Raw genomic sequence first — 14,323 nt, 5'->3', positions numbered from 1 at the left:
TTGTCTGCATGCGCGGCCGCAATGTGCCGCCTCGTCGGCGGCCGTGGAAGACGCGGAGATGGGCCGGTCGATCAATTGAATGCGAGTGGATGGTGACGGCTAGACCATTTCCGCCGGTGCCAGCCGGCAGGTCTCGCTGCTGATCTCGACCTGCAACGTCGCGTGGTGAATGCTGAACCGCTCCGACAGCTCGGCGCAGACGCGATGCAGGAAGACGTCATCATGGCCGCCGGGCCGCACCAGGTGCGCGGTCAACGCGGTCTCGCTGGTGCTCATCGCCCAGATGTGCAGGTCGTGCACCTCGGTGACGCCCTCGAGCGCGGCGAGATAGTCCCGCACCCGCTTGAGATCGATCCCCCTCGGCACCGCGTCGAGCGCGAGATTGACGCTGTCGCGGGCAAGCTCCCAGCCGCTCAGCAGCACGACGGCGGCGATCACCAGGCTGATCGCCGGATCGAGCCACTGCCAGCCGGTCGCCATGATCAAGAGCGCGGCGACCACGACGCCGAGCGAGACGCCGGCATCTGCCGCCATGTGCAGATAGGCGCCGCGGACGTTGAGGTCGCTGTCGCGGCCGCGCATGAACAGCAGCGCGGTGCCGCCATTGATCAGGATGCCGAGCGCCGCGACCCAGACCACGGTCCAGCTCGCGACCTCCGCCGGCTCGCGGAAGCGGTTGATCGCCTCGACCGCGATGCCGCCGACCGCGATCAAGAGCAGCCCGGCATTGAACAGCGCCGCCAGGATCGAGGCGCGGCGATAGCCATAGGTGTGGGTGTCGGTCGGACGCCGGCCGGCGAGCCACGCCCCGGCCCAGGCCAACAGCAGCGCGATGACGTCGGAGAGATTGTGGACGGCATCCGAGACCAGCGCCAGCGAGTTGGCGGAGTAGCCGAAGATCAGCTCCGCAATGACGAAGGCGGTGTTGAGCGACGCGCCGATCGCGAACGCCGTGCCGAAGCTGTCGGGCGCGTGGCTGTGCCCGGCGTGAGAGTGCCCTGCATGGGAATGGTCGTGAGAATGACCGCTGTGGTCGTGACTGTGATTGTGCGCCATGGCAACCGTCGCCCGAGATCGTCGGCGACGGTTATAGCGCGGTGAAATGTGGATACTATCACACCGCGGCAGGGCCGTAGCCCGGATGGAGCGCAGCGCAATCCGGGATCATTGCCACGTGTGACAGCGGCCCCGGATTTCACTTCGCTCCATCCGGGCTACCAAACGTTTACTCCACGCCGCGATTGAACTTGTTCGACTTCGGCAGGCCATGGGCAAGCCGGCCGGCATCGGCGCGGTTGCCGCGCCAGTCGGCCAGTTCCTTCATGGTCATGCTATGCTCGCGGCCGGCGGAGTCCTTCCAGGTCAGGCCGGTCTTGGAGTCGAACACCGCGACGTCGGACAGCGAGGCGCTGGTGTATTTCTGCAAGCGCACGCCGCGGCCGCGCGCCATCTCCGGCACCTGGTCGAGACCGAACAGCACCATTTTGTGGTTGGTGCCGATCACCGCGACGGTGTCGCCGTTGACGGTCGTGATCGCGCGGGCCTCGTTCGGCATCTCGACATTGAGCACCTGCTTGCCCTTGCGGGTGTTGCCGACGCAGTCCTCTTCCTTGACGACGAAGCCCTGGCCCTCGCTGCTCGCGATCAGGAACTTGCGCTCGCCCTTGTTGACGAACAGCGAGATGATCGCGGCGTCCTGCTCGAGGTCGATGAACATGCGGATCGGCTCGCCATGGCCGCGGCCGCCCGGCAGCTTGGCCACGTCGAGCGAGTAGAACTTGCCGTTGGTGGCGAACAGCAGCAGCTTCGAGGTGGTCTCGGCGAAGAACGAGTGCTCGAGCTTGTCGTCGGTCTTGAAGGCGAGCCCCGAGAGGTCCTCGACATGGCCCTTCAGCGTCCGCACCCAGCCCTTCTCCGAGATCACGACGGTGCACGGCTCGCGCTCGACGAGAGCTTCCTCGATCGCCGCAAGATCGTGCTCGGGCGCATCGGCGAAGGTAGTGCGGCGCTTGCCGAGCGGCGTCTTCGGTCCGAAGATGTCGCGGACCTTGCGCACCTGATCGCCGACCTTGGCCCACTGCTCGGGCTCGGAGGCGAGCAGGCCCTCGATCCCCTTCAGCTCCTTCCGCAACTCCTTGTCCTCGGTGCGGATCTCCATCTCCTCCAGGCGGCGCAAATTGCGCAGGCGCATGTTGAGGATGGCTTCGGCCTGGATCTCCGACAGCTTGAAGGTCTTGATCAGGACCGGCTTCGGCTCGTCCTCGGTGCGGATGATCTTGATCACCTTGTCGAGGTTCAGATAGGCGACGAGATGGCCGCCCAGGATTTCGAGCCGGTGCTCGATCTGGCCCTTGCGGAAGTTGGAGCGGCGCACCAGCACGTCGCGCAGATGGTCGAGCCATTCGCGCAGGCACTCGGCCAAGCCGACCACCTTCGGGATGCGGCCCTTGATCAGCACGTTGAGGTTCAGCGAGATCTTGCTTTCCAGCTCGGTCAGCCGGAACAGCGACTCCATCATCAGCGCCGGATCGACGGTGCGCGATTTCGGCTCGAGCACGATCCGGACGTCTTCGGCCGACTCGTCGCGGATGTCGGCGACCAGCGGCAGCTTCTTCTCATTGATGAGCTCGGCGACCTTCTCGACGATCCGCGACTTCTGCACCAGCCACGGGATCTCGGTGACGATGACCACCCAGCTGCCGCGGGCGCCCTCTTCCACGCTCCAGCGCGAACGGGTGCGGAACGAGCCGCGCCCCGTGGTGTAGGCCTCGATGATCGATTCCTTGGAATCGACCACGATGCCGCCGGTCGGGAAGTCCGGACCTTTGACCCATTTCAAAAGCGCCTTCGACTTGGCGTCGGGCTTCTCGATCAGGTGCAGCGCGGCGTCGCAGAGCTCGGCCGCGTTGTGCGGCGGGATCGAGGTCGCCATGCCGACCGCAATGCCCTGCGCGCCGTTGGCGAGCAGGTTCGGGAAGCCGCCCGGCAGCACCACCGGCTCCTTCGACTGGCCGTCGTAGTTGAGGCGGAATTCAACGCCGTCCTCGTCGATGCCGTCGAGCAAGAGCCGCGCAACCTCGGTCATGCGGGCTTCGGTGTAGCGGTAGGCCGCCGGATTATCGCCGTCGATGTTGCCGAAATTGCCCTGGCCGTCGACCAGCGGATAGCGCGAGGAGAAATCCTGCGCCAGCCGCACCATGGCGTCGTAGATCGCCTGGTCGCCGTGCGGATGGAACGAGCCCATCACGTCGCCGACGATCTTGGCCGACTTCTTGAATGCGGCGCGCGGGTCGAGCCCGAGCAGGTCCATGCCGTAAAGGATGCGCCGGTGCACCGGCTTCAGCCCGTCGCGGGCGTCCGGCAGCGCGCGATGCATGATGGTCGAGAGCGCATAGGCGAGATAGCGCTCCTCGAGCGCATCACGCAGCGGCACCTCGTGAATTTCGGCCGGCTTTTCCGGCGGTATCTGTCGTTTTCCCATGGGGAGGCGTTAAACCTTGGCGGTGAATCGGGCAAGCCGCGAATCGGCGGGAATTTAGGACCCGAATCGGCCTTACGGAACCGGCGTCCGGCTCCGCCGCCTGGTGACAGCGTTGATAAATCCGTCACGGGCATCGGAATGGCCCTGGCCGCGTGGCTCCAGCACATGGCGGAGCAGGAACAGGCCGGTGATCTGGAAGCCGTCGCGCAGGTCCTGGTCCGACCAGCTGTTGGCGCCGCCCTCGCCTTCGCGCAGGAACGCCGGCAACGGCAACAGCCGGTCGCGCCACGGCTCGCCGGCGCTGCGCGACACCGCGCCACCGGATTTCGGCGATACATAGATCAGGTCGGTGGTCTCGCCGGTGGCCGCGCAATTGTCGAGGTCGAGCCCGAAGCCGAGCTCGGTCAGCATCGCGAGCTCGAACCGGATCACGTGCACGGCGGCGACGCCAGTGTCGTCGAAGTCGTCGAGCGTCCCCTGCAGCATCTCGTAGATGTCTTCATGCGGATCGCGCTCCGGCAGCAGCCGGGCCAGCGCCGCCAGGTGCGTGACGCCATAGACCGCGTGCGATGACGCCAGCAGCGTCGCCGCCCGCAGTCGCGTGCCCTCCAGCGCGTACATGCCGAGATGCTCGTCGAGCCGCGCCCGCCATACCGCGGTGACGCTGTTGCCGGGTTGCAGCAGCGGCCGCATCCGCGAGCCGGCGCCGCCGCGCACCAGGCCGAGATGGCGGCCGTGCTCGCGCGTCAACAGCTCGACGATGGCGGAGGATTCGCCATGCCGCCGCACGCCCAGCACGATGCCTTCGTCGGTCCATTCCATGGTCGGAAGTCTATCAGGATTCCGAGGGTGGACGCAGCGATCTCGACACGTCATTCCGGGGCGATGCGAAGCATCGAACCCTCAGGTGCGCAACTGCGCACCGAGAATCTCGAGATTCCGGGTTCGGTCCTGCGGACCGCCCCGGAATGACAGCGGAACCCCTACGCGTTGAACCAGCCCTGCGCGTCGCCGGTGAAGGAGTAATACAGCCCGGCCGCGGTGAGGATGCAGGACACGATCTCGATCGCGCTGTCAATCTCCAGGCCCTTGTCGCCGATCACCTGCACCAGCGAGATCGCCGACAGCACCAGCATCGCGGCCAGCGCCCAGCGCGGCCAGTTCTTGCGATGTCGCGCGGCGAGCCGGACGAAATACATCAGGAGCAGGATCATGCAGCCGGCGGTCAGCGTCTCGCCCATGATCATCTGATCGGTTCTGACATCGGTCGGCGTGCGGTCCTGGAACGCCACCGACAACGCGTCGAGCGTCAGCGACAGATAGAGCAGCACTTCGAACCACAGCACGTTCCTGGGCACGTTCATCGCTTGGGGCACGTCCATTAGCAAACGCCGGCTCTATTCCTTGGGGAAGTCCAGTCCCATTTCCTTGTAGCGATCGGGATCGTCGCCCCAGTTCTCGCGCACCTTGACGAACAGGAACAGATGCACCGGCACGCCCATGATCTCGGCGATCTCGGCGCGGGCCTGCGCGCCGATCGACTTGATGGTGGCGCCCCCCTTGCCGAGCACGATCTTGCGCTGGCTTTCGCGCTCGACGAAGATCGTCTGCTCGATGCGGATCGACTTGTCCTTGCGGTCGGTCCAGCTGTCGGTCTCGACCGTCGACTGATACGGCAGTTCCTGATGCAGATGGCTGTAGATCTTCTCGCGGGTGATCTCGGCCGCGAGATGGCGCATCGGCGCATCCGACATCTGGTCCTCGGGATAAAGGAACGGCCCGGCGGGCACCATCCTGGCCAGCGTCCGGCGCAGATCGTCGACGCCGTCGCCCGACAGCGCCGAGATCATGAAGGTGTGCTCGAAGCGCATCCGCTCGTTGGCGGCCTGCGCCAGCGCCAAGAGCTTCTCGCGCTGCACGAGATCGACCTTGTTCAGCACCAGGATCTTCGGATGCGCGACGCTCTCGAGCTTGGCCAGGATCGCATTGGCCTCCTCGTCGATGCCCGACTTGGCGTCGAGCAGCACGCAGACGAGGTCGGCGTCGTGGGCGCCGCTCCAGGCGGTCGACACCATGGCGCGGTCGAGCCGGCGGCGCGGCGCGAAGATGCCGGGCGTGTCGACCAGGATGATCTGTGCGTTGTCCTCGATCACGATGCCGCGGATCAGCGCCCGGGTGGTCTGCACCTTGCGCGAGACGATGGTGACCTTGGAGCCCACCAGCGCGTTGACCAGCGTCGACTTGCCGACATTGGGCGCGCCGATCAGCGCGACGAAGCCGCAGCGCGTCGTATCGCCCTGTGCCTCCGCCTGTTCTTTGGCTTCGTCAGTCATTGGTGCCGACGCCTTCGCGCTCGATCATCGCGGATGCTGCTGCCTTCTCGGCCGCGCGCTTGTTGCCGCCGAGGCCCTCGGCGGAAGCCAGGCCCGGCAGGTCGACCGCAACGCGGAATTGCGGATCGTGGTGCGGGCCGGTGCGTTCGACCTCGCGATAGACCGGCGTCGGCAATCCCTTGCCCTGCGCCCATTCCTGCAACACGGTCTTGGGATCGCGCAGCGGCCGGCGCAGCTTGTGCATCCGTTCGGTCCAGTTGCGCTCGACGAACTGGCGCGCCGCCTCGTAGCCGCCGTCGAGGAAGATCGCCCCGATCACCGCCTCGCAGATATCGCCGAGCACGGATTTGCGCAGCCGCGCGCCCTCGACCGCCTTCACCATGCCGAGCTTGATGTCCTCGAGCAGCCCGAGCGACTTGGCGACGTCGGCGCAGCTCTCCTTGCGCACGAGGTCGGCGAGCCGCTTCGACAATTCGCCCTCGTCGGCCTTCGGGAACGCCCGGAACAGCATGTCGGAGACGATCAGCCCGAGCACGTGGTCGCCGAGGAATTCCAGCCGCTGGTAGCTGTCGGCGCGGTTGCGGGTGGCGGGCTTCAGCGCCGAGACGTGGGTGAACGCGGTGGTCAGCAGCACGGGATCCGCGAACGTGTAGCCGATGCGCGCCTCGGTGCCCGCGATCGCGGCCTTGGCCTCGGCGGCCTTGACCGCCTTGCTGCGCCGCTTCTTCGGCGCGGCTGTGCTGTCGGCGGCAGGCGTCTGGCTCGGCTCGCCGGGCGGCGCTTGATCGTTGATGGCTGCGGTATCGTCGTTCATCGCACGATGGAGAATAGGCGATTCCACCGCACCGCGAACGGCCAGCGCCAGATCATCCAGGCCTGCTCACCCTCGGCGATCGAGAAGAAGATCATCTGGGCCCGCCCGATGATGTTCTCGAACGGCACGTAGCCGACCTGCGACAGGAAGCGGCTGTCGGTGGAGTTGTCGCGGTTGTCGCCCATCATGAAGAAATGCCCGGGCGGAACGGTGTAGACGATGGTGTTGTCCATGTAGCTGTTGTCTTGGCAGTCCAGCGCCTCATAGCTGACGCCGTTCGGCAGCGTCTCCTTCCAGCGTTTGACGTGGGTCGCGGCATCGCCGGAGCCGCAGGGGTCCTCGCCGACGTAATCGCTCAGCCGCTCCCGCTTGACCGGCTCGTCGTTGATGTAGAGCAGCCCGTTCTTGACCTCGATGCGGTCGCCCGGCAGGCCGATGACGCGCTTGATGTAGTCGGTGGAGTCATCGCGCGGCAGGCGGAACACCACGATGTCGCCGCGGTTCGGCTCCGAGCCGAAGATGCGGCCGGAGAAGATGTTCGGCGAGAACGGGATCGAATAGTGGCTGTAGCCGTAGGAATATTTCGAGACGAACAGATAGTCGCCGACCAAGAGCGTCGCCTTCATCGACCCCGAGGGGATGTTGAACGGCTGGAACAGGAAGGTGCGGATCACGAGCGCGATCAGAAGGGCATGGATGACGACGCGGATGGTTTCGCCCAAGCCGCTTTCAGATTTGGTCCCGGTGGTCACGCTCATTGCTTTCCCAATTCCCGTGGGCCTTGATGTCCACGCGGTGGCAGAACGTTCTCTTCGCGCGAAGCGCTCGGCCCTCGCGTGAGGAAAATGGCCTTGATTCTGATCTTGAGGGCAAATTCCGGCCTGAGCCCGGAATCCGCGTCTCGCTCGATATACCCTGCGGCGTTTTAGACGGTTGTTCGCAGGGGCGCAATCAATCGCCGCGTCAAAACTTCGCAATTCATTGAAATGTCAATGATTTCAGGGTTTGCTGAAGTTTTCCGGCAAAATTCCGGCGCCGCCGGTTCATCTGGCCGCGGCAACCGCCGAAATTATGACGAAGGCCTGCGCCAGCGGCCAATCGTCCGTGATCGACAGGTCGATCTGGGCCTGCATACCTTCGGGCGTCAGTTCCTGGAGCCGGGCCAGCGCCCCGCCGGTCAGCCGCATCGACGGCCGCCCACCCGGCAGGTTCACCACGCCCATGTCCTTCCACCACACCCCGCGCCGGATACCGGTGCCGAGCGCCTTGGAGCAAGCCTCCTTGGCGGCGAAGCGCTTGGCGTAGGTCGCGACCACCATCTTCTCGTTGTTGACGCGGCGCATCGCCTTGGCGCGCTCGGCGTCGGTGAAGATGCGATCGAGGAAGCGTTCGCCGTGGCGCTCGATCACCTTCGCGACCCGGGTGATGTCGATCAGATCGGAGCCGATGCCGATGATCATGCGCCGACCGCACCCGCCTTGGCGCGGCCGCGGTCCATCGCCGCCCGCATCTCGCGCACTGTCTCGGCGATGCCGACGAACAACGCCTCGCCCATCATGAAATAGCCGATGTTCAGCTCACGGATCTCGGGCAGCGCGGAGATCGTCTGCGCGGTCTCGTAGTCGAGCCCGTGCCCGGCATGGACCTCGAGCCCGGCCGCCTGCGCGAGCCGTGCGCCGGCCACGATCCGGGTCCACTCGGCCTCCGCCTTGTCCTTGTGGCCGTCGACCACGGCGTCGCACCAGCCGCCGGTGTGGATCTCGATGACCGGCGCCTTCAGCTTCGCGGCCATCTCGATCTGCCTGGGATCGGCGGCAATGAACAGCGAGACCCGGATGCCGGCGTCATTGAGCCGTGCGATGAACGGCGCCAGCGCGTTGTGCTGGCCAACCACGTCGAGGCCGCCTTCGGTGGTGAGTTCCTGGCGCCGTTCCGGCACCAGGCAAACCGCGTGCGGCTTGGTGGCGAGCGAAATCCGCATCATGTCGTCGGTCGCCGCCATCTCGAAATTCAGCGGCTTGGAGATCTCGGCCTTGAGCCGCGCCATGTCCTCGTCGCGGATGTGGCGGCGATCCTCGCGCAGATGCGCGGTGATTCCGTCGGCGCCGGCTGTGATCGCGGCAAGCGCCAGCCGCACCGGATCGGGCCGCGCCCCGCCGCGCGCGTTGCGCAGGGTCGCGACGTGATCGACATTGATACCAAGACGGAGCGGAGGAGCGTTCGACATTTTCTGACCTGCAAATCTAGTCGTGTCATGCGCGCGCGGGAGCCGCGCACCCATCTTCAGCCATTGACGCGCTCGACCCGTGCGACGACGGCCTTGGCGCGCAGCTGCGCGATGATAGCGCTGAGATGCTTGAGGTCATAGACCTCAAGATCGATGGTCAGCTCGGTGAAATCAGGCGATTGCCGCGACATGTGGATGTTGTCGATATTGCCGTCATGCTCGGCGATTACGGTCGCGATCTGGGCGAGGCTGCCTGGCTCGTTGACGTTATGGACCAGGATGCGCGCCGGGAAGCGCTGCGGCATGGTCTCGTCGATGTCCCAGCGCACGTCGAGCCAGCGCTCCGGCTCCTCCTCGAAATCCTTCAACGCCGGCGACTGGATCGGATAGATCGTGATCCCCTCGCCCGGCGTGACGATGCCGACGATCCGGTCGCCCGGCACCGCGCCGCCGTTCGGCGCGAACTTCACCGGCAGGTCGGAATTGATGCCGCGCACCGGGATCACCGAGGTGGCGCGCGCCGGATGCGGCGGATTCTGCGTCTTCAGCTTGGCGGCGAGCCCCTTCTTGGCGCCGTAGCGCACCAGCCGCTCTTCCTTGTAGTCGGGATACATCGCGCGCGCGACGTCGGACGCCTTGATCTCGCCGCGGCCGACCGAGGCCATCACCTCCTCGATCGAGCTGCGCGCGAGCCGCGGCAACGCGCCCTTCAGCTTGTCGTCGGCATATTCGATCTTGGCGCGGGCAAACAGGCGGTCGACGATGCGGCGGCCGAGACCGGCATACTGGTCGCGCACCGCATCGCGGGTGGCACGGCGGATCGCGGCGCGCGCCTTGCCGGTGCGGGCGAGCGCCTCCCAGGCCGACGGCGGCGCCGACTGCGCCTTCGAGGTCAAGACCTCGACCTCGTCGCCGTTCTGCAGCTCGGAGGACAGCGGCGCGAACTTGCCGTTGATCTTGCAGCCGACCGCGCTGTTGCCGACACCAGTGTGCACCGCATAGGCGAAATCGATCACGTTGGCGTTGCGCGGCAGCGCGATCAGCTTGCCCTTCGGGGTGAAGCAGAACACCTGGTCGTGGAACAGCTCGAGCTTGGTGTGCTCCAGGAACTCCTCCGGATTGGAGCTCTCGGAGAGGATGCCGATGGTGTGGCGCAGCCAGGCGAAGGCGTTGGACTCATGTTTCAGCCGCTCATGCGGCGAGCCTGCCCCCTCCTTGTAGAAGGCATGCGCGGCGATGCCGAACTCGGCGATCTGGTTCATCTCCTCGGTGCGGATCTGCAATTCGACGCGCTGCTTGCCCGGCCCGATCACCGTGGTGTGGATCGACCGGTAGTCGTTCTGCTTCGGGGTCGAGATGTAGTCCTTGAAGCGGCCCGGCACCACCGGCCAGGTGGTGTGGACGATGCCGAGCGCGCGGTAGCAGGCGCCGACGTCGTCGAGGATGATGCGGAAGCCGTAGATGTCGGACAGCTGCTCGAACCCGACCGACTTGCGCTCCATCTTGGTCCAGATCGAAAACGGCTGCTTGCGGCGGCCGAACACCCGCGCGGTGATGCCGTTGTTCTGCAGGTTCTTGGAGAGCTGGGTTTCGATCTCGCCGATCAGATTGCGGTTGCGCTCGGCCAGTGAATCGAGCCGCTGCTTGACCACCGCATAGGCCTCGGGGTCGAGCACGAAGAACGACAGGTCCTCGAGCTCCTCGCGCATCTCCTGCATACCCATGCGGCCGGCCAGCGGCGCATAGATATCCAGCGTCTCCTCGGCGATGCGGCGGCGCGAGGCCGGCGGCATGAATTCCATGGTCCGCATGTTGTGCAGGCGATCGGCGAGCTTGATCAGCAGCACGCGGACGTCGTCGGCGATCGCCAGCAGCAGCTTGCGCAGATTCTCGGCCTGCTTGGCCTCGCGCGACACCAGTTCCAGCCGCTTCAGCTTGGTGAGGCCTTCGACCAGTGCGCCGATCTCGTGGCCGAACACATGGTCGATCTCGGCCCGCGTCGCTTCGGTGTCCTCGATCGTGTCATGCAGCAGCGCCGCCACGATCGTGGCGTCATCGAGCTTGAGGTTGGTGAGGATCGCGGCGACTTCGAGCGGATGCGAGAAATAGGGATCGCCGGAGGCACGCGTCTGGGTGCCGTGCGCCTTCATGGCGTAGACATAGGCGCGGTTGAGCAGGTCTTCGTTGGTGTCGGGGTTGTAGGAACGGACGCGCTCGACGAGGTCATATTGTCGCATCATGCGCGTTCGCGGCTTGGCCGGCCGCTCCGCCGCGGACGACGCCGGCGCCACCGCGACCGTTTCGGTTGCAGCCTGCATCTGGATGGAACTGCGGCGTCGATACGCCATGAACTCGCTGCCTCTCGCGCGGGACCGGATGTCCCCTGTTCCTCAATCTAGTGCGCTTTTGAATGAAGCTGCACCCCGCGCGGGCCCCGGAACCATTCAAATTCCCGCGCCCGCATAGGACGCACCGTAACAGCGAAATTGTCAACAAAAGCAAAGGCCCGGAGCAATGTCCGGGCCTTTTTCAAATCCGTTCGAAACGAAGAGCTGAACGACGCGCCTACTCGTCTTCCTCGGGCTGCTCTTCCGGGGGCGCGAGCCCCTCGAGGCCCTTCAGCAGCTCTTCCTCGGTCATCCGCTCGACCGCGACCTCGGTGTCGTCGGCATCGACGCTGGCCCCGGCGGAGCCGATCAGCGGCACCGTGTCCGGCTCGGGCTCGTCGACCTCGACGAACTTCTGCAGGGAGTGCACCAGTTCCTCCTTGAGGTCTTCCGGCGAGATCGTCGAATCGGCAATCTCCCGCAACGAAACGACCGGGTTCTTGTCATTATCGCGATCAACCGTGAGTTGCGACCCCGACGAGATCATCCGGGCGCGATGCGCAGCCAACAGGACGAGGTCGAAACGATTGTCGACCTTATCAATGCAATCTTCGACGGTGACGCGAGCCATCTCGAGGCGCTCCGTGGTAAAAGGGATCGAACATGTAGGTTATGAGGGTTAGTTATAGGGCTGGTCCCGGTTTCGCAAGGTAAAATTTGTGATTTGCCTTCCCAACTGGCTCTGATAACCCGGTCTGCCGGGGCCAGAAGGGCCGGAGCGTCTGACGACATGGCTTGGTTGCTGTCCCGGACAAGTAAATCTCTCGATTGCAATGTCAAAGGTCTAGGCTTTTTGCCCTCGCCTCACCATAATTGCGGTGGTGACTGTCGTGGGGAAAGATTCACAGAACTTTAGGCAGCAGCGCCGGAAATTGCGCGCGGTTGATCACCGCCGCGCTAAGAACACTAACAACCACGCGAGAACACTTTGATGTCGTCACCTGTTTCCAACAAGATCGCGCTCTTCATCGACGGAGCCAATCTTTACGCCACCGCAAAGACGCTGGGCTTCGACATCGACTACAAGCGCCTTCTCAAGGAATTCCAGAGTCGCGGCACGCTGCTTCGCGCGTTCTACTACACGGCGATCATCGAGGATCAGGAGTACTCCTCGATTCGTCCGCTGATCGACTGGCTCGACTACAACGGCTACACCGTCGTCACCAAGGCGACCAAGGAATTCATCGACGCCAGCGGCCGCCGCAAGGTAAAGGGCAACATGGACATCGAGCTCGCGGTCGATGCCATGGAACTCGCCGAGCATATCGACCAGATGATCCTGTTTTCCGGCGATGGCGACTTCCGCTCGCTGGTCGAGGCCGTGCAGCGCCGCGGCGTTCGCGTCACCGTCATCTCGACGATTGCCAGCCAGCCGCCGATGATCGCCGACGAGCTGCGCCGCCAGGCCGACGTCTTCACCGATCTCGTCGAGCTGCAATCCAAGCTCGGCCGCGATCCGTCCGAACGTCCGGCCCCCCGCGAGCCCCGCGAACCGCGTCACCACTCCCCGCAATTCCTGCAGCGTGCGACCACCATGGCCCCACGGGGAGCCGATGACGATTTCGACGAGTAATCTCGTCACTGCTGCGACGCGACCCGACAGCAACTGTCAGCTCTGCCCAAGGCTGGCCGACTTCCGCGCAGAAGCCCGCACGCGCAACCCGGACTGGTTCAACTCGCCGGTGGACTCGTTCGGCGATCCGAATGCGCGGCTGCTGATCGTTGGCCTGGCGCCCGGCATGCAGGGCGCCAACCGCACCGGCCGTCCGTTCACCGGCGACTACGCCGGTGACCTGCTCTACGCGACCTTGCTCGAATACGGCTTCGCCAGCGGAGTCTATCAGGCGCGCCCGGACGACGGCATGAAGCTGGTCGACGCGCGGATCAGCAACGCGGTGCGCTGCGTGCCGCCGCAGAACAAGCCGCTGCCGGCCGAGATCAACACCTGCCGGCAATTCCTCCGCGCCACCATCGCGACGATGCCGAAGCTGCGCGCGATCGTGCTGCTTGGCCGAATCGCGCACGAATCAACATTGCGGGCGTTGGACATTCGCCTGGCCGCAGCGCCCTTTGTGCACGGCGCAGTGCATAGCAGAGGCAAATTCAAGCTCTACGACAGCTACCACTGCTCGCGCTACAACACGAACACCGGCGTGCTGACGACCGCTATGTTCCGGAAGGTGTTCGCGACCGTGCGCGAGGAACTCGGCTAGCGCGCTTTCCGGTATCCGCTTTGCGAAACGCAATCCGCAAATGTCGGGGACACCCTGCGCTATTTCGGAATAATAGAAGAATATCCCTGAGTTGCCCGACGTGTCAAGCTGCCTGGTCGAGCGCCGGCCGCGGCCGGCTCCTTTGCATGGGGTTGTTCCTCGGTATTTTGGCAACGCCCCGTGCGACGGCCCCCAGACTTCGTATCGCGCTAGTCCTTTCGCGGGTTGGCCTGCAGCCATTCCAGCACGTCGCCGGCGTTCCGGTCGGGCGGAAACACCGGATAGAACACGTGGCTGATGCGCGCGTCGTCGATCACAAGGGCGAGCCGCCTGATCAGGGTCAGGCCCGCGACCGCCATCGTCGGCAATCTCAGCGCGTGCGTCAGCTCCAGCGCTTCGTCCGACAGCACCGGAAACGGCAGATGCAGGCGCGAGGCCATCTCGGTCTGGTAGGCATTGCTTTGCGTCGACAGCCCGAACACCTGCGCGGCGCCGGCCGCCTTGAGCTCGGCGAACAGGTCGCGGAACGCGCAGGTCTGCGGCGTGCAGCCGCGCGCACCCGGGATCATGTCCCAATCATCGACCAGCCCGATCTTGCCGGGCTCGCCGGTTCGCGGATAGGCGAACACCACGGTGCGGCCCGTAAGCGTCGATAACGTCACCGACATGTCGTTGGTGGCCCGCAGGGTCACCGGCGGGATCGTCATGCCGACAAGATGCGCCGCGCCGCCATCGTCGGTCGGCGGGGGGATCTTGCTCCAGTCGACGTCGGTCAGGCTCGATTGCGTCATGTCCGGCTCCAAGAAGTGGCGAATGGCGAGTGGCGAATACGAATTGAAAAAGGATGTCCTTCCTGCCCTATTCGCCA

Annotated in this window: 14 protein-coding genes; 2 read left to right on the top strand and 12 right to left on the bottom strand. The window is 65.1% G+C overall.

The window, feature by feature from the left end; translation table 11 throughout:
* Window positions 1-99 precede the first annotated feature (99 nt).
* The 11 genes from ACVINW_RS28905 to rpoZ form a co-directional block, all read right to left on the bottom strand.
* Entirely contained in the window at window positions 100-1,056 is a 957-nt protein-coding gene (locus ACVINW_RS28905; RefSeq protein WP_456754419.1) for a cation diffusion facilitator family transporter, read from the bottom strand.
* A gap of 169 nt (window positions 1,057-1,225) precedes the next feature.
* Window positions 1,226-3,481, bottom strand: a complete 2,256-nt coding sequence (gene parC / locus ACVINW_RS28900) for a DNA topoisomerase IV subunit A (RefSeq protein WP_456754418.1) — start codon at window positions 3,479-3,481, stop codon at window positions 1,226-1,228.
* Between the two features lie 72 nt (window positions 3,482-3,553).
* Entirely contained in the window at window positions 3,554-4,303 is a 750-nt protein-coding gene (recO, locus tag ACVINW_RS28895; protein WP_456754417.1) for a DNA repair protein RecO, read from the bottom strand.
* Window positions 4,304-4,464: 161 nt separating this feature from the next.
* Window positions 4,465-4,845 (bottom strand): hypothetical protein, encoded by a 381-nt coding sequence (locus ACVINW_RS28890; protein ID WP_456756528.1) that lies wholly within the window; start codon window positions 4,843-4,845, stop codon window positions 4,465-4,467.
* A gap of 33 nt (window positions 4,846-4,878) precedes the next feature.
* Window positions 4,879-5,814 carry a GTPase Era gene (gene era, locus ACVINW_RS28885; protein ID WP_456754416.1) on the bottom strand — a complete coding sequence of 312 codons (936 nt, stop codon included), beginning with the start codon at window positions 5,812-5,814 and terminating at the stop codon, window positions 4,879-4,881.
* Window positions 5,807-6,628: a ribonuclease III gene (gene rnc, locus ACVINW_RS28880; protein ID WP_456754415.1), complete on the bottom strand. Its 822-nt coding sequence runs from the start codon at window positions 6,626-6,628 to the stop codon at window positions 5,807-5,809. The genes era and rnc overlap by 8 nt, the downstream gene beginning before the upstream one ends.
* A complete protein-coding gene (gene lepB / locus ACVINW_RS28875) occupies window positions 6,625-7,386 on the bottom strand; it encodes a signal peptidase I (protein WP_456754414.1) in 762 nt (253 codons plus the stop codon). Before lepB ends, rnc begins: the two co-directional genes overlap by 4 nt.
* A gap of 285 nt (window positions 7,387-7,671) precedes the next feature.
* A complete protein-coding gene (gene acpS / locus ACVINW_RS28870) occupies window positions 7,672-8,088 on the bottom strand; it encodes a holo-ACP synthase (RefSeq protein ID WP_456754413.1) in 417 nt (138 codons plus the stop codon).
* Window positions 8,085-8,855: a pyridoxine 5'-phosphate synthase gene (locus ACVINW_RS28865; RefSeq protein ID WP_456754412.1), complete on the bottom strand. Its 771-nt coding sequence runs from the start codon at window positions 8,853-8,855 to the stop codon at window positions 8,085-8,087. The genes acpS and ACVINW_RS28865 overlap by 4 nt, the downstream gene beginning before the upstream one ends.
* A 56-nt stretch (window positions 8,856-8,911) precedes the next feature.
* Window positions 8,912-11,203 carry a RelA/SpoT family protein gene (locus tag ACVINW_RS28860; protein WP_456754411.1) on the bottom strand — a complete coding sequence of 764 codons (2,292 nt, stop codon included), beginning with the start codon at window positions 11,201-11,203 and terminating at the stop codon, window positions 8,912-8,914.
* A gap of 217 nt (window positions 11,204-11,420) precedes the next feature.
* On the bottom strand, window positions 11,421-11,813 hold the full coding sequence (gene rpoZ / locus ACVINW_RS28855) for a DNA-directed RNA polymerase subunit omega (protein ID WP_016844003.1): 393 nt from the start codon (window positions 11,811-11,813) through the stop codon (window positions 11,421-11,423).
* A 360-nt stretch (window positions 11,814-12,173) separates the two neighbouring features.
* On the opposite strand from rpoZ, the gene ACVINW_RS28850 reads away from it, so the two are divergent.
* Complete coding sequence (locus ACVINW_RS28850; RefSeq protein ID WP_050422617.1) at window positions 12,174-12,815, top strand: LabA-like NYN domain-containing protein; 642 nt, start codon at window positions 12,174-12,176, stop codon at window positions 12,813-12,815.
* The gene (locus ACVINW_RS28845; RefSeq protein ID WP_456754410.1) at window positions 12,796-13,455 is read left to right on the top strand and encodes a uracil-DNA glycosylase; all 660 of its coding nucleotides are present in this window, start codon (window positions 12,796-12,798) and stop codon (window positions 13,453-13,455) included. Before ACVINW_RS28850 ends, ACVINW_RS28845 begins: the two co-directional genes overlap by 20 nt.
* A gap of 209 nt (window positions 13,456-13,664) precedes the next feature.
* Here the strand turns inward: ACVINW_RS28845 and ACVINW_RS28840 are convergent, their stop codons facing one another.
* Window positions 13,665-14,246, bottom strand: coding sequence for a peroxiredoxin (locus ACVINW_RS28840; protein WP_456754409.1), 582 nt, complete (start codon window positions 14,244-14,246; stop codon window positions 13,665-13,667).
* Window positions 14,247-14,323: the final 77 nt, after the last annotated feature.

It is taken from the genome of Bradyrhizobium sp. USDA 4461 (genome assembly GCF_054055655.1).
Note: the sequence above shows the minus strand (reverse complement) of the source record. Positions and strands in the feature narration are given on the sequence as shown.

Coding starts and splice junctions, on each gene's coding strand:
- recO (WP_456754417.1), bottom strand. CDS start 4,303: ATGGAATGGACCGACGAAGGCATCGTGCTGGGCGTGCGGCGGCATGGC.
- era (WP_456754416.1), bottom strand. CDS start 5,814: ATGACTGACGAAGCCAAAGAACAGGCGGAGGCACAGGGCGATACGACG.
- rnc (WP_456754415.1), bottom strand. CDS start 6,628: ATGAACGACGATACCGCAGCCATCAACGATCAAGCGCCGCCCGGCGAG.
- ACVINW_RS28890 (WP_456756528.1), bottom strand. CDS start 4,845: ATGAACGTGCCCAGGAACGTGCTGTGGTTCGAAGTGCTGCTCTATCTG.
- ACVINW_RS28865 (WP_456754412.1), bottom strand. CDS start 8,855: ATGTCGAACGCTCCTCCGCTCCGTCTTGGTATCAATGTCGATCACGTC.
- acpS (WP_456754413.1), bottom strand. CDS start 8,088: ATGATCATCGGCATCGGCTCCGATCTGATCGACATCACCCGGGTCGCG.
- rpoZ (WP_016844003.1), bottom strand. CDS start 11,813: ATGGCTCGCGTCACCGTCGAAGATTGCATTGATAAGGTCGACAATCGT.
- ACVINW_RS28845 (WP_456754410.1), top strand. CDS start 12,796: ATGACGATTTCGACGAGTAATCTCGTCACTGCTGCGACGCGACCCGAC.
- ACVINW_RS28850 (WP_050422617.1), top strand. CDS start 12,174: ATGTCGTCACCTGTTTCCAACAAGATCGCGCTCTTCATCGACGGAGCC.
- lepB (WP_456754414.1), bottom strand. CDS start 7,386: ATGAGCGTGACCACCGGGACCAAATCTGAAAGCGGCTTGGGCGAAACC.
- ACVINW_RS28840 (WP_456754409.1), bottom strand. CDS start 14,246: ATGACGCAATCGAGCCTGACCGACGTCGACTGGAGCAAGATCCCCCCG.
- parC (WP_456754418.1), bottom strand. CDS start 3,481: ATGGGAAAACGACAGATACCGCCGGAAAAGCCGGCCGAAATTCACGAG.
- ACVINW_RS28860 (WP_456754411.1), bottom strand. CDS start 11,203: ATGGCGTATCGACGCCGCAGTTCCATCCAGATGCAGGCTGCAACCGAA.
- ACVINW_RS28905 (WP_456754419.1), bottom strand. CDS start 1,056: ATGGCGCACAATCACAGTCACGACCACAGCGGTCATTCTCACGACCAT.